Below are 14,351 nucleotides of genomic sequence, written 5' to 3'. Positions count from 1 at the left end.
AACTATCAATTTTCAAATTTTTCATTGTGAGACACTAAACGGGCTTCGTCTCTTGATTCTTGGTTCTTTGTTCTTGGCTCTAAACTCTCGTATCTCGCTTCTCGCCTCTAACCTATCTCGCCTCTCCTCAAAACTGATAATCAGCATAGACCGCTCCCACCTCTTCCAAAAGCGCAGCTACTTCCTGATAACTTTCTGCTGTAACCATCTGTGTACGGAATGGTTTGAAATTAGGCATCCCTCGGAAGTAGTTGGTATAGTGTCTTCTCATTTCCAGGATTCCCTGCTTTTCTCCTTTCCATTCCACTGAAAAATCAAGGTGTTTTTTTGTCACACGGATTCTTTCTGCAAGATCGGGTCCTGCAAGCTTTTCACCTGTTTCAAAGTAATGCTTGATTTCATTAAAAATCCATGGATATCCTATAGAAGCCCTTCCAATCATCATCCCATCGACATTATATTTTTCACGGTATTCCTTGGCTCTTTCCGGCGTATCAATATCCCCGTTTCCAAAAACAGGAATATGTAACCTGGGATTGTCTTTGACCAGGTTCAAATAAGACCAATCTGCTTCTCCTTTATACATCTGTTGACGTGTACGGGCATGAATACTGATGGCCTGAATACCCACATCTTGTAACCTTTCTGCCACTTCCACAATCCTGATGGTATCTTGGGACCATCCTAACCGGGTTTTCACAGTTACAGGAATATTTACACTTTTGACAATTTCAGCAGTCATTCTGACCATTTTGTCAATGTCCAACAAAATCCCTGCACCCGCCCCTTTGCAGGCAACTTTATTGACAGGACAACCATAGTTGATATCCAACATATCCGGTCCTGCTTCTTCTACAATGCTTGCAGCTTCACGCATGGATTCGATTTCATTTCCAAAAATCTGAATGCCTATAGGCCTTTCATATTCAAAAATATCCAGCTTTTGCACACTTTTGACAGCATCCCTGATCAGTCCTTCTGAACTGATAAATTCAGTGTACATCAGGTCCGCACCGTTTTCTTTACAGACTGCTCTGAACGGTGGATCACTGACATCTTCCATCGGTGCCAAAAGCAAAGGGAATTCACCTAAATCCAAGTTTCCTATTTTTACCACTTCGTAATTATAATTTTCGTGTAAATTTACCGCAATTATGCAGATTTATAAAACCCAAACCCCCATTGCTTCCAAAAGTAATTGGCTTTTGTCTTTTGTTGTAATGGTTTTGATCACCATTGGAGTACTTTTCTTGTTACAAGGCATTGGTGTTTTACTGATCAATCCTCTTTTTGGCATTCCTCTTGATGAATTGATGGCGCTGTTAACAGGACAATCAAATAACCCCAATGGGAGAATGGCTTTTCTTTTTGTACAAGGTCTGGGCAGTGGTTTGGGTTTCTTTGTTGCTGCCCTAGTCATTGCCAAATTGGTGGACAAAGCAGACCTTGGATGGCAACAACAAATAGATCGATTTAAGTTCATAGGCTTTGCAATTACCATTGTGGTGATGATCGGGGGAATACTATTCAATGGCATCTTGATCGAATGGAATGCAGGAATCAAGTTCCCGGATTTTTTAAGCGACATTGAGAGGACCATGAGGGAAAAGGAGGATGAACTTATGGTGATGACCAAATACTTGACTGATTTTGACAATCCCGCAGAATTTTTGATGGGATTGTTGGTCATAGGTGTCCTTGCAGGATTGGGAGAGGAATTCCTTTTTCGAGGAGTACTGCAGCCCAAGCTCCAATTTTACACTGGCAATGCACATGTAGGAATTTGGCTGGCGGCTTTTATATTTTCAGCCATACATTTACAGTTTTATGGCTTGTTTCCAAGAATGTTGCTGGGAGCAATTTTCGGGTATTTATATTATTATTCGGGCAGTTTACTATATCCCATCATTGCCCATATCCTGAACAATGCATTTACTGTAATGTTGGTTTATTTGAATAAATTGGGAAAAATTGAATTCAACATTGAAGAGTCAGAGCAAGTTTCTTTACCTTTTGCCTTGTTAGGATTGGTGCTATTGATTGTCGGCATGCAAGTTTTCAAAGAAAAAAACAAAAAAATTCCTGCTCATGAGTAATTGGCAAAAAGTGTTTTCCGATGGTTCCCCTGTAAGGGCTGAGATCGTAAAGTCGGTATTGGAAGAAAATGAAATTGCCGCGGTGGTCTTGAATAAAAAAGAATCTGTATATCAGATTCATGGCCAATATGAAGTGATGGTTCCAAAAAACGAATTTCTTAAAGCGCTAAACATCGTAAAGTATGAGATCTCCTTTTAGGATGAGGGAACGCTTCAATATCAACAATTACAGTAATTTGGGCCAAAGGGTCATTACAGGTCTGATTGGAGCGGGAGCTATTGTGGCAGGTTCATATTACAGCCCATGGCTGTATTTTATCATTTTTGCACTGATTTTGGGTTTTGCCCAAATGGAATTTTATAAATTATCCGGGTTGGATGGCATGTTGCCTCTTAAAAGTTTTGGGACTTTTCTAGGCGTAACCATATTTACACTTTCCTTTTTTATCGGAATGGAACGTTTGGAAGAGCAATATTACTTCCTGATTTTTCCCTTAGCTTCATTGGTTTTTTTCATCAAGCTTTATCGCAAATCAGACAGGAAACCATTTACGGGAATTGCATTTACCTTTTTAGGAATTTTTTATGTTGCGGTGCCTTTCTCTTTACTAAATGTTGCTGCTTTCTCTGTTGATGGATCCTTTCATTATGAGATCATCATAGGGTCACTTTTAATTCTTTGGGCAAGTGATTCCGGAGCATATTTTGCAGGAACCAAATTTGGTAAGACAAAGCTGTTTGAAAGGGTTTCACCAAAAAAATCATGGGAAGGGTTCTTAGGCGGAGCGGCTTCAGCATATCTGATTGCCTATTTTCTGGGTAAATATTTTAACTCAATACCCGAATGGCAGTGGTTAGGGGTGGCCACAATTATTATTATTGCTGGGACCTATGGAGACCTGATTGAATCTTTGTTTAAAAGAAGTATAGAGATCAAAGATTCGGGCAAATCTCTCCCCGGCCATGGAGGCTTTATGGATCGTTTTGACGGTTTGTTATTATCAGCCCCATTTATAGCTGCGTTTTTGAAAATCTTCTAAAATTAACCCTTGGTTATTATAAAAACTCCTTAATATTGTACTAGATATCAAAGTCAACTAAATAAACCCAATATGGCTTACATTGAACCGGCACCCATCAAAGACAAAGAAAATCCTTTGGAGTCAATGATGGAAAGATTTAACATCGCAGCAGAAAAACTTGGCCTCTCCAGCGAGGTGTACAATGTGCTGAAAAATCCTGCAAAGCAAGTTATCGTTTCATTGCCAATCACCATGGACAATGGCAAAATTCAGGTATTTGAGGGGATTCGTGTGATTCACTCCAATATCCTTGGACCAGCAAAAGGCGGTATCCGATTTGCCCCTGATGTCCATCTTGATGAGGTAAGGGCGCTTGCGGCTTGGATGACTTGGAAATGCGCTGTGGTGGATATACCTTATGGAGGAGGCAAAGGAGGTGTGCGTTGCAATCCAAGAGAAATGTCTGCCGGTGAAATTGAAAGATTGATGAGGGCTTATACCTTGGCCATGATTGATGTATTCGGACCGGACAAGGATATACCTGCACCGGATATGGGCACAGGACCTAGGGAAATGGCCTGGTTGATGGATGAATACTCCAAAGCACATGGCATGACTGTCAATGCGGTAGTCACTGGCAAACCATTGGTTTTGGGCGGTTCATTGGGTAGAACAGAGGCCACAGGACGTGGAGTAATGGTCACTGCCCTTGCTGCAATGCAAAAACTTAAAATCAACCCTTTTCAAGCGACCTGTGCTGTTCAGGGATTTGGAAATGTGGGATCTTGGGCCGCACAACTTTTAGAAGAAAGAGGTTTAAGAATTGTGGCTATTTCTGATATCTCAGGTGCATATCACAATAAAAATGGGATCAATATTCAAGATGCCATTGCCTACAGAGATAGTAATAAAGGGACATTAGAAGGGTTCAAGGGTGCTGAAATTCTTTCTGATCCAATGGAATTGTTGGAGTTGGATGTGGATGTACTTGTACCGGCAGCTGTAGAAGATGTAATCACCATAAAAAATGTTGATAAAATCAAAGCCAAGCTAATTGTAGAAGGTGCCAATGGACCAACTTCTGCGAAAGCGGATGCCATCATCAATGAAAAAGGTATCATGGCAGTACCCGATATTCTGGCCAATGCAGGTGGAGTGACTGTTTCCTATTTTGAATGGGTGCAAAACCGATTGGGCTACAAGTGGACTGCAGAAAGGGTGAACAGAAGGTCAGACAGGATCATGAAGGATGCTTTTGACCATGTTTATGAAGCCTCAGTCAAATATGATGTGCCAATGAGAATTGCCGCTTATATCGTTGCCATTGACAAAGTTGCGAAAACCTATACCTTCAGGGGAGGATTCTAATCCGGCCTGAAAAGAAAGTTTCTTATATTTGGGCTGTGGATGGAAACATTCACAGCCCTTTAAATTTACCATCATGTCTATACATAAAGAAGGAAGAAAAATACTGTTTTGGCTGCTAATTATTCTTACGGCCATCAACTTTGGACTCTCACAGATCATTCCTGACCAGGAAACCGTATTGAATATTATACTGCTGACAAGCGTTGTGTTTTATATTCTTATCCTTCAGTTTTTTAGGAATCCGTACATTCAGCTTCCTAATGAAGATAAACTAGTCTTTGCACCGGCGGACGGAAAGGTAGTGGTCATAGAAGAAACTAACGAAAATGAATATCTTAACGAAAGAAGGAAACAGATATCCATATTTATGTCCCCCATCAATGTCCATGTCAATCGCTCCCCCATCAAAGGCATAGTGGAATATTTCAAATACCACCCCGGAAAATACCTGGTGGCATGGCATCCAAAATCCAGTCTCGAAAACGAAAGGACAACCATGGTGCTGAAGCATCCAAGTGGTGTTAAAATCTTGGTCAGGCAGATCGCAGGAGCGATGGCAAGAAGAATCAAATGGTATGTAAAAGAAGGTACTCCGCTGGCACAAGGTGGAGAATTCGGATTTATCAAATTCGGATCCAGGGTAGATGTTTTTCTTCCTTTGGATGCAGAAGTATTGGTAACCATAAATGAAAAAACCAAGGGTGGAAGTACACCGATTGCAAGGTTAAAGTAATTTTTTGAGACTTGTGGCTCCTCGAGATTTGTAATCTCGGGTACAGATGAATGGAATTTGTAATTTCAGTACAAATTCCACAGCACTTAATGGTCTTTTTTTATTGAAAAGCCCAACCCACAAAAATACCATAGTTAGGCTTAAACTCTTTTTCGGGTCCATATTGGTCTAAATTTGCACCCAAGCCGAAACTAAAAGCATCCTTCTTTAATCCTGCCCGCAATTGTAGGAAGCTTCTTGCGTGAAGGTTTTCTGCTGTATTATGAATATATAGGTACTGAAGCCTGCTGTAGATGTTAAGTTTGGCACTGATCTGTGGTTTGTATTCATAAATGCCAAAAAGCTCAATATTCCGACTTGAATTGAGAAAAAGTGATGCAATAGAAACGGCTACCCATTCTTTAGTAGCAATCGAATGCTGCAAACCTACTAATGGAGACAGTCCAACATTGTTATTAATGGTAGTTCCGGTTACAACACTGAAGTTTTTATAAAAATTGTAATTGATCAGCACCGGCATCACCAAATCCAGGTCATCTAAGTCATTCCCATAATCCGAAGAAAAAGTGGATACTGACAAAAATCCAAATTTGCTGTCAGGGGTAAATTTCTTTTTTACCACCATTTGGAAAAACAACCTTTGGTGACCGGCCATCAATTCTATAGGAGTGGGTACTTTGGGGGCAGAGGTTTGGGAATATGCTTGGGAGGTAAAGCCTGTTGCTATACTGATACCCAGAAAAAATTGAATTTGCCTGAATTTTAATGATTTAAGAATGTTCATGAGACTTGTATGGTTTTATTTCTACAAATCTCAGGCTTCTTAAGAAATTAAATATTGCTCTATGTCAAGGTTTTAACTTTTATAGACTTGACTTAAGCCTACTCAGTGTATAAGGCGTGATGCCTAAGTAGCTTGCCACTACCTTATTCGAAAGTCTGCTGAGGATTTTCGGCTGATGTTCTAACAGCCACTTTACCCTTTCCAAACTGTCGGCACCCTGAAAGTCATAAATCCGCTTTTGGGTAGTGATATAGGCTGATTCCAAAATGTTCCTGTAGACTTTATTGACCGCAGGTTCAGTTTCTACCAAGTGATAAAAGTCTTCCGTGTAAATTCTTAGTACTGTAGTTTTTTCCAAAGTTTGAATATTTTCAAAAGCGGGCTGACCTGTAATCAGGCTCGTGAAACTGGTTCCAAATTTCCCCTCAAATGCAAAGTATCTTGTGTTTTCAACACCATCTTTATTGGTAGAAAAAAGCCGCATACATCCGGTAACAACAAAGTAGTTGTATTTACATACTTCTCCTTCACGTAGTAGAAAGGTGTTTTTCTTAAAGGTCTCTTCTACAAAATATGGCGCAATTTTTTCTAAAGCCAAGTCATCGGCATTGGTATGTTGCTTAAAATATTGCCTAAGTAAGGGATGCATCCTTCCAATTTCGGGATTTTTATTTAAAAATCTAACTGTTCAAAACTAATGGGTATTTAGATCAATGCTCCTCGGGATTTGTAATCGCGAGGACAGATGAATGGAATTTGTAATTCCAGTTTCTCAAACCGAACTGATACCAGGATTACAAAACCTGTCTATCTGGATTCGCCATTACAAATGGCGAATAGCGGCAACAGCAGCAAATCAGCTCCTGACTTTTTTCCAATACAAATATCCTAGGCCTAAAGTGCTGAGTACAAAAATAAAAGTGGTCCATTCAAAGATTCTTTGGCCCGATTTCTTTTCGACTACCTGAAGGTCTTTTTCTTCCAATGCCCTTTTGAGTAAGGCAATTTCTCTTTCCTGTTTTTGAGAAATGAATTTGTAATCATTCTTTTCGTAAGTGATCTCTGTCTTTTCGATTTCACTCATCAACCTGAGTTCCTCCATGATTTGATTATCCTTTTGAATGATGCGTTGCATCCATTCATTGGTTTCTATCATGTCTTTCTTGGTTCTGTTACCGAAAATCCCCGTTTTTTTTGATTCTGAGGCTTTCCATTCTCTGTGCATGCTTTCTCGCTCTTGAAGCATTCTATCCAACTTTGCTTGGCCAAAAGCCATTGAGGGGATAATAAACAAGAGCGCTATAAAGTATATCTTGAACATGATTTCTTGAAACATTTGATATTTTGAAGATTTAGGTAATATGAATTGAAAAAGAACTTTATGCCTTTGTTCCAATTTTTTTATCAAAAAAACAACATGGACTAGTTCTATCAAATTTTACCCAATTCAATATTATCTTTTCAAAATACATGCCGAAAAAACAAACCCTATCTAGACCTCAACTTTTTGTTATCTCTTCTTTTAAAAGCTCCTTTCCGTCTTTTGTTGTTGGTATAGAAATTATACATAAAATTGACAGCAAAAACCAAAATGGTCAGTGGAATGAAAAAGTCAGGAAGCATGCTTTTAACCCCCAGTAAAATCAGTAATGAGGCAATGATGCCAATTTTGTAAGTGGTATGACTTTCCGGATAAACTTTACCGATGAGATAGAGACTAGATGCCTCAATCACCAATGTCACAAAAATCAGGTAAGTCAACATATCCTTCATTGTGGTATCATTGGACCACACTACCCATGCAAGACCTGCTGCGACTAAAATTAGGCTTAGGGATTGTATCGAAGTATTTAATCTTTCTTTCATTAGATTGTTGTGCTATGGTGATATTTTGCAATAAGATAGATAATTAGCAAAGAATATCAAAAAAGAGGGATGTGCTTTTATAGCATTCAAAAAACAATTTCCTTTGAATGGATAAAATTATTATATGGATTTACAATATCCGCTTGAACTGATCGGGACATTTGTGTTTGCAATATCCGGTGCCCTTGCCGTCAGGGATAGGGAACATGACCTTTTTGGGGCAGGCTTCACCGGGTTTATTACAGCCATAGGTGGCGGTACACTGCGGGATGTCCTTCTGGGATCTTATCCTTTGGTCTGGATCGGGGACATCCATTTTTTGTATGCGATTTTGTTGGGGGTTTTGGCGGCATTTATATTTCCAGGATTTTTGCTCAAACTGAGGAAAACCATGTTTTTGTTTGATACTTTGGGGATTGCTTTTTTCACGGTTCTTGGAGTTGAAAAAGCGCTCAGTCTGGGTGTCAGGCCAGAAATTGCCGCCATTATGGGGATGTTTACCGCGGTGATGGGCGGGGTGATTCGGGATACGCTGACCAATGAAATTCCGATTTTGTTCAGCAAAGAAATATATGCCTCTGCCTGCCTGACAGGGGCGATTCTTTATTTGGTTTTAAACTATTTTGGACTGGAGCGGGATTACAATTTGCTGATTTCAATATCAGTCATCATCAGTATCCGGTTGATAGCGGTCAAATATAAATTAAGTTTGCCAAGGTTGGATTGAGTGTTTGAAAACGCTATTTAAGGATAGGGTTGCTGGATAAAATATTTAGATTTAATTTGACGTTGTTATTCATATTTCCCTTGTCATGAAACGATTCCTAATTGTATTTTCTTTGGTATTTTTTTCTTCCTGTCTCAGCGAGGATTTGGCAGAAGTGGAAGAAATCATTATTGAAAATCCAGGTGAAACCGAAAAGGTTGATTTTTGTGAATTTGACCTTGCGGATGTAGCAGGGGATTTCAGTCTGTTTACCACATGGGAGTTTGTTGGGTTCCAACATGTCAACACCAAAAAATTTGATCAATTGACCTGTATGGCAAGGGCCGCGGATTTATCACAGAAGGGAGAAGCATTGGAAGACATGCAAAAAATCACCCTGATTTTCAGCGAGGACCTAAAGTCAGATGCCTGTGGACAGGCATTGACATTTCAGGTGGAAAGTATTTCAAGTAGGTTTTCAGGATGCTATCAGGACGGTTTTGACGGAATATCCCTATATATTTTGGAGGAGTCCATTGAATATTTGGCAGGTTCTTCTGTCTTGCCGGTATTGTCCTTCAATGAACATTTGATTAATTCCCTGAACAACACAAAAGTTTACCATATTGAAAGTAACAAATTGTACTTATATGGTAACACCGCCAATGAGCGAATGGTGTTTTTGGCTTTGGAAGAAGAATAAAAAAATAAATCATAAAGCATTTTTATAATTTCTCCCCACAATACTTACAATAAGCTGCATCCTTATCATGTCCGGATTGGTTGCATGACTTGCATTCTTTTTCTCTTATTTTATCTTCCTTAAATCTTGCGGATGTCAGTTCAGAAGTTACTATGCCTGTCGGCACGGCAATAATAGCATAACCAAGCAACATGATCACCGATGCAAAAAATTTGCCCCAAGGAGTAATGGGAGTAATGTCACCAAATCCAACTGTCGTGAGTGTGACTATGGCCCAATACATGGACATCCCAATACTTGTAAATCCATTACTCGGTCCCTCCACGATAAACATTACAGTACCCATAATCAAAACAATAGTCATCACTGACCCCAAAAAAAGTTGAATTTTAGTTCGGCTGTTTCTCATGGCAGTTTTCAGGGTTTCCGCCTCTTTCATATACCTGCCCAACTTTAGAATTCTTACAACACGCAACAGCCTTAGTCCCCTAATGACTACCAAAAATTGGGTATTTGCTAAAAATAAACTCAAAAACGTCGGTATGATGGCCAACAAATCTACGACCCCATAAAAGCTGAAAACATATCCCCATTTTTTCTTGCTCAACCAAAGTCTCAAGCCATATTCTACGGCAAACATAATGGTGAATACCCATTCCAAAATCAAAAATTCCCTATGATATTTTATGTTGAGGCTTGGTTCAGAATCCAAAATTACGACAATCAAACTTGCCAAAATCAAAACAAGGACAGCTAAATCGAAATTCTTAGAGGCCTTGTCATTGTGCTCAAAAACGATATGAGCCAATCTGGCTTTGGTGGGGAATAAAGACATAGAATATATTATTTAAGATTGAAAATACAATTTTAAAAACGCTATCCCAACAGCAAAAGCCTATGGATATTAACAAAGCTCAAAAATATAATCTCATTTGGAAGAATGCAGTATAAAATTGTATATGATAGAAATCTTAAAGGGCTTCTTCAGGTTCTGTACACCTCCTAAGTTCAATAAAAAGAAAATCAAAACCCTGAATTATTTTTTGATTTAGGCAAATTGCCAGAACTATCTCATCAAACACAGAAAAAAAGGCCTTTTTCATCAAGATTATACCATTTGATTTTCCAAACATCTATTTTTCCTTTTATGTCAGGCTTTGTTTCAATATCTTTGTGGCATGTAAAGATCTGAACATATTTTTTGATTGTAACGGTTAGTTGGGATAATAACTTTTTAGGCTATCCGAATATCCTTCAAAATTTACTGACTTGGTAATCATGTGGTAACCGCACATTTATTCACTTTACTGAAAAAAAACTATGAATGAACCTCAAATGGAACAAATAAACGAGCTTCTGGAAGAAGAACAAACTCCCGTCAATAATAGAGTATTAATAGCCTCATATCTTAAAGATAAGAATCTGACTGGCAAAATTAATGACTCCGGATTGGAATCAGATTGGACATATTTGGAAAGAAAAGAGGATGAAGTAGACAATTTATTCAATTTTTTGACCTTAAAACCAGCCATCAACCAAGCCATGGAGGAAGAACATGGTTTGATTATTGGAGTGGAACCCAGTATCGAAAGGATTGCTTTGGCAGTAAGAAAATACAAAAAGGGTGCTTTTATGGTATTGAACAGCCATCAAGTAGCAGCCATTTTGTTGAAAATATGGATGGATTCGGGCAAATATGAAAATCTGATCTGTGTCAAATCTATTCACACTTCTGACCTGATTGAATATATGGCCATCAAATCAGGATTAAATTGTTTCAATGAAATCATTGAACCAGGAGAATTGAAAGAGGCTGTCAGGGAAGTACAGAAAACCGCTGAAAATGAACCGATTTGCGGTTTCAATATTGACCAACAGGTTTTTCATACCGATCTTGAATTTTCAGATATCATCATTTCAATTGCCCAAAAAGAACTTGAATTGAGGGAATCCGGATTGACTCTATTTGATTACCTCTTGGAAATCTATCAGGAATTCGGCTTTTATAAAGAAAAAACCATCACGGTTGATATCAGTTCAAAAACCCAGAAATCTCATCTTCTTTCTATCATGGACAAAATAAGGAAAAATCCAAAATACCTAGAGTCCATTTTTCCTTTGAATACCATCACTGATTACAGAAAAGGAAGTAAAGTCAGCATCATGACCGATAAGGTCAACTCCTTCCCAGGCAGTAAAGAGAATGTACTGAAAATGGAATCGACCAATAATCTGTCCGTTACATTTGCTCCTACAGAATCCAAGATGACCTATTACATCAGTATCAAAGGTGGTGTGACTTCAAAAGAAAAATATGCTGATAAAAACAAAGAAATGGATGAGGAAATCTTGAAGGTTATTCAGATGTTGAACAGGGGGAATTTGTGATTTGGGGATGTACTTTCCTTAGAGGTGGAGTTTTTAAGACAGGAGACGGGAGACGGAAGACGGAAGAAAAAGGAGTTTTAGCCTCTTTCCCTAAATTAAGCCAGAATGTTGGGGAAAAACCACAGCTAAATACACCCTTTCTTCATGTTTCCCAAACAACCATTCTATCACTATAGATTTCATAAGATTCAAACTTGAATTTATTCTTGATGAATTCCACTGTCTTTTCGCTGTAAAAAAAAACATGGGTTGGATCATTTTTATAGTACCAATTTTCAAAATCTACTCCTTCCTTATAAAGCAAGGTCATACAGATCAATTTTCCATAGGGTTTTAACAGTTTTTTAAAAGTCTCAAATTCCTTTTGAGGTTTGTAAAAATGTTCAATCACTTCACAGGAAACAATATAATCATATTGATTTTGAAGGGCAGCAGGGTCCACTGCAAAAAACGGATCGTATTGGCATATTCGATACCCCAAATCCTGCAGTACTTTAGAAATCACAGGTCCCGTGCCCGAACCAAAATCCAACCCAAGTGAATCAGTGGTGAAATTCTTCAATACATAATTTGAAATCGGAGAAGTGAACTTTTGATATCTAGGATCATCGATGTCATTGTTATGGCTCTCATAATGTTTTTTTTCCTCTTTTTTGGAAGACCAGAATTTACTGTCCATCAACTTGGCATCACAGGTTTGACAGGCAAAATATTTTTGGCCCAGCCTAATGGTCAGTTTACTATTGCAAAGTGTACAGATCATCTGTTATTATTTTCATTCCTCTTTGGGCTTTTTAAGATTCTGTTTTTTCACGATTCTTTTCAACTTGAACTTCCACTTGGCCCTTGAATACTTTGGAATTGACCGCATGGACTGGAAAATAATCAAAGCCAACATCACCAATGATACTGGAAAAACTGTTTGAAATCCCCAACCCGCATCTAATATTATCCCAAAAAGAGCCGGACCCACTGCAGAACTCAACACCATCACGGAAGTAAAAAGGCTTCTAACCGTACCGATGTATTTTTTACCAAAAAACTCCACCTGTAAGGCTGCCACAGTAGCACTGCCAAATCCCACAGATAGGCCCATCATCACCATATACACATACATGCCCCAAGTATTGGGGACTAGCCAAATCACCATTATGGCGACAAAGTAGGGAATCAGGTAAAAAGGGAAAAATGTTCTTGCGTTGTATTTATCGATCATCGGTCCCGCCGTCAATATACTGAAGGCACTCGCCAAAGCAAAGGAAGTCAACCCTCCTGCAATGATCCCCTGACTCCATCCTTTAAACTCGACAATGGCGAATTGATAAAAGAAAAGTCCGGTGATGGCAAAGGGAATAAAAAAAATATTCGGGGCCAACAGCCAAAACTCTTTGGACCTCATAATATCCCTTTGTCGGACTTTAATCACCTTATTTTCTGTCACATCATCCCGAGACAATTCATCTGTTTCAGGTTTCAAATGCTCAGACTTTAGTACAAAAATCGTGAACAATATGACCACAAAGGACACCAATCCTGCATTAAGCCAAAGAGATTCCCTCCATCCCACAATCCCAATCAAAATCAGAATAAGGGCAGGTAAAATAGCCTGTCCCAAAGGATGGCCCAAGGAAGCCAAGGAGATGGCCTTTCCCCTGTTCACATCAAAATAACGAGACATGGAAGTAATCGCGATATGGGAATATAAACCCTGCCCGGCCAACCTAAGCCCAAAAAAAGCCACAGGAATATACCACCAAGCCTGCGAAGCACTTAAAAACAATAGGGACAGGACAAATAATCCTGTTGTCCCTAAAGTGAATGTTTTTAATGGAATGGTATCGATCAGTTTGCCAACCTTGGGCAACATGGCTGCGCTGACAATGGTCGCTACGCCGTAAAATGTGGAAATCAGCCCATTGGAAAGTGTGAACTCATCCATCAGAAAAGGTACATACAGCGCCAATAAAAATGTCTGCCCAAAGCTCGATAAGGCTGTCATGATGATCCCAAAAATGACCATAACAGTATTTTTTCTGACAAACTGAAGATAGTTCAATGGCAAATAGATTGATGAAAAAGAATATTTCTAAATCAGATACAAATCTACAATAAAATATTCCCCTATCTTCTTGATGCGCAATTTATACAATGATTGCTTTCCGGCAAAAACAAAAGACGGTTGATGTTAATTTCATTACCGCAACGGATACATTTCCCAAAATCAGAGGTTCCCAATTTACCCAACCAATTGTTGAGCCCTCTGAGCTTGTTTTCATTTTTCTTGATCTGCGCCTCATTAATCGATTTGTTGTTGATATAATCCATCCTGCTGATCCTACCAATTGCAGAATCCAGACCTTGGGGCTTGGTCGATTCACGCAGACCCTCTGTCTCCAACTCCAACTCTTTGATTTTCTCAACAATAATCAACCTGATCTTTTCCTGTTCTTGTTGATTCATGGTAATTAAAGGTTTATGTTCGTTTCGAATGCAGGAATCCAAGGATTCCAAACTCCACAATGATCAAATGTCAACAGCAGTTCTTGTATCCCTGATTTTCGGACCTGTTGTAATTCTTGGTTCTTGGTTCCCCGATATGCATCGGGACAGGCTTTGTCTCTCGCTTCGCAGGTCGTGTACTGAAATAGGTTGACACAATTTAATTTAAAATTGTAAACCTATATA

17 protein-coding genes are annotated in these 14,351 nt (G+C 38.9%); 8 read left to right on the top strand and 9 right to left on the bottom strand.

From position 1 onward, the window contains the following. Positions 1-127: 127 nt before the first annotated feature. Entirely contained in the window at positions 128-1,117 is a 990-nt protein-coding gene (gene dusB, locus HMJ38_RS17330; RefSeq protein WP_194975690.1) for a tRNA dihydrouridine synthase DusB, read from the bottom strand. 37 nt (positions 1,118-1,154) lie between these two features. Between dusB and HMJ38_RS17325 the strand changes: the two genes are divergently transcribed. The 5 genes from HMJ38_RS17325 (at position 1,155) to HMJ38_RS17305 (ending at position 5,219) form a co-directional block, all read left to right on the top strand. Next, the gene (locus HMJ38_RS17325) at positions 1,155-2,096 is read left to right on the top strand and encodes a CPBP family intramembrane glutamic endopeptidase (protein WP_194975689.1); all 942 of its coding nucleotides are present in this window, start codon (positions 1,155-1,157) and stop codon (positions 2,094-2,096) included. Beyond that, positions 2,089-2,295: a putative signal transducing protein gene (locus tag HMJ38_RS17320; protein ID WP_194975688.1), complete on the top strand. Its 207-nt coding sequence runs from the start codon at positions 2,089-2,091 to the stop codon at positions 2,293-2,295. The genes HMJ38_RS17325 and HMJ38_RS17320 overlap by 8 nt, the downstream gene beginning before the upstream one ends. Further along, the gene (locus tag HMJ38_RS17315; RefSeq protein ID WP_228780115.1) at positions 2,279-3,136 is read left to right on the top strand and encodes a phosphatidate cytidylyltransferase; all 858 of its coding nucleotides are present in this window, start codon (positions 2,279-2,281) and stop codon (positions 3,134-3,136) included. The genes HMJ38_RS17320 and HMJ38_RS17315 overlap by 17 nt, the downstream gene beginning before the upstream one ends. Before the next feature lie 72 nt (positions 3,137-3,208). Further along, positions 3,209-4,486 carry a Glu/Leu/Phe/Val family dehydrogenase gene (locus HMJ38_RS17310; RefSeq protein ID WP_194975687.1) on the top strand — a complete coding sequence of 426 codons (1,278 nt, stop codon included), beginning with the start codon at positions 3,209-3,211 and terminating at the stop codon, positions 4,484-4,486. Positions 4,487-4,559: 73 nt separating this feature from the next. Further along, positions 4,560-5,219, top strand: coding sequence for a phosphatidylserine decarboxylase family protein (locus HMJ38_RS17305; protein WP_194975686.1), 660 nt, complete (start codon positions 4,560-4,562; stop codon positions 5,217-5,219). Between the two features lie 100 nt (positions 5,220-5,319). On the opposite strand, the gene HMJ38_RS17300 is transcribed toward HMJ38_RS17305, so the two are convergent. The 4 genes from HMJ38_RS17300 to HMJ38_RS17285 all read right to left on the bottom strand — a co-directional run bounded on the left by HMJ38_RS17300 (position 5,320) and on the right by HMJ38_RS17285 (position 7,869). Next, complete coding sequence (locus HMJ38_RS17300) at positions 5,320-6,003, bottom strand: hypothetical protein (protein ID WP_194975685.1); 684 nt, start codon at positions 6,001-6,003, stop codon at positions 5,320-5,322. Between the two features lie 79 nt (positions 6,004-6,082). Then, positions 6,083-6,652: a Crp/Fnr family transcriptional regulator gene (locus HMJ38_RS17295; protein WP_194975684.1), complete on the bottom strand. Its 570-nt coding sequence runs from the start codon at positions 6,650-6,652 to the stop codon at positions 6,083-6,085. A gap of 207 nt (positions 6,653-6,859) precedes the next feature. Further along, positions 6,860-7,324: a Clp protease ClpB gene (locus tag HMJ38_RS17290; RefSeq protein WP_194975683.1), complete on the bottom strand. Its 465-nt coding sequence runs from the start codon at positions 7,322-7,324 to the stop codon at positions 6,860-6,862. Between the two features lie 167 nt (positions 7,325-7,491). Further along, entirely contained in the window at positions 7,492-7,869 is a 378-nt protein-coding gene (locus tag HMJ38_RS17285; protein WP_194975682.1) for a hypothetical protein, read from the bottom strand. A gap of 124 nt (positions 7,870-7,993) precedes the next feature. Here HMJ38_RS17285 and HMJ38_RS17280 point away from each other — a divergent pair, with 124 nt between their 5' ends. Together HMJ38_RS17280 and HMJ38_RS17275 are read left to right on the top strand one after the other, a co-directional pair. Further along, positions 7,994-8,596 (top strand): trimeric intracellular cation channel family protein, encoded by a 603-nt coding sequence (locus HMJ38_RS17280; RefSeq protein ID WP_194975681.1) that lies wholly within the window; start codon positions 7,994-7,996, stop codon positions 8,594-8,596. Positions 8,597-8,681: 85 nt separating this feature from the next. Further along, the gene (locus HMJ38_RS17275; RefSeq protein ID WP_194975680.1) at positions 8,682-9,278 is read left to right on the top strand and encodes a hypothetical protein; all 597 of its coding nucleotides are present in this window, start codon (positions 8,682-8,684) and stop codon (positions 9,276-9,278) included. A gap of 22 nt (positions 9,279-9,300) precedes the next feature. On the opposite strand, the gene HMJ38_RS17270 is transcribed toward HMJ38_RS17275, so the two are convergent. Next, complete coding sequence (locus HMJ38_RS17270; protein WP_194975679.1) at positions 9,301-10,113, bottom strand: ion transporter; 813 nt, start codon at positions 10,111-10,113, stop codon at positions 9,301-9,303. A 500-nt stretch (positions 10,114-10,613) separates the two neighbouring features. Between HMJ38_RS17270 and HMJ38_RS17265 the strand changes: the two genes are divergently transcribed. Further along, the gene (locus tag HMJ38_RS17265) at positions 10,614-11,666 is read left to right on the top strand and encodes a hypothetical protein (protein WP_228780114.1); all 1,053 of its coding nucleotides are present in this window, start codon (positions 10,614-10,616) and stop codon (positions 11,664-11,666) included. Between the two features lie 142 nt (positions 11,667-11,808). Here HMJ38_RS17265 and HMJ38_RS17260 read toward each other — a convergent pair whose 3' ends face one another. The 3 genes from HMJ38_RS17260 to HMJ38_RS17250 form a co-directional block, all read right to left on the bottom strand. After that, positions 11,809-12,429, bottom strand: coding sequence for a class I SAM-dependent methyltransferase (locus tag HMJ38_RS17260; RefSeq protein WP_228780113.1), 621 nt, complete (start codon positions 12,427-12,429; stop codon positions 11,809-11,811). A 12-nt stretch (positions 12,430-12,441) separates the two neighbouring features. After that, positions 12,442-13,722 (bottom strand): MFS transporter, encoded by a 1,281-nt coding sequence (locus HMJ38_RS17255; protein ID WP_228780112.1) that lies wholly within the window; start codon positions 13,720-13,722, stop codon positions 12,442-12,444. Positions 13,723-13,787: 65 nt separating this feature from the next. Beyond that, positions 13,788-14,126: a TraR/DksA family transcriptional regulator gene (locus tag HMJ38_RS17250; RefSeq protein ID WP_194975677.1), complete on the bottom strand. Its 339-nt coding sequence runs from the start codon at positions 14,124-14,126 to the stop codon at positions 13,788-13,790. Positions 14,127-14,351: the final 225 nt, after the last annotated feature.

It is taken from the genome of Aquiflexum lacus, assembly GCF_015476655.1.
In the GTDB taxonomy this organism is placed as follows: domain Bacteria; phylum Bacteroidota; class Bacteroidia; order Cytophagales; family Cyclobacteriaceae; genus Aquiflexum; species Aquiflexum lacus.
The sequence above is the reverse complement of the archived record's forward strand: the minus strand, read 5'-3'. Positions and strand labels throughout refer to the sequence as shown.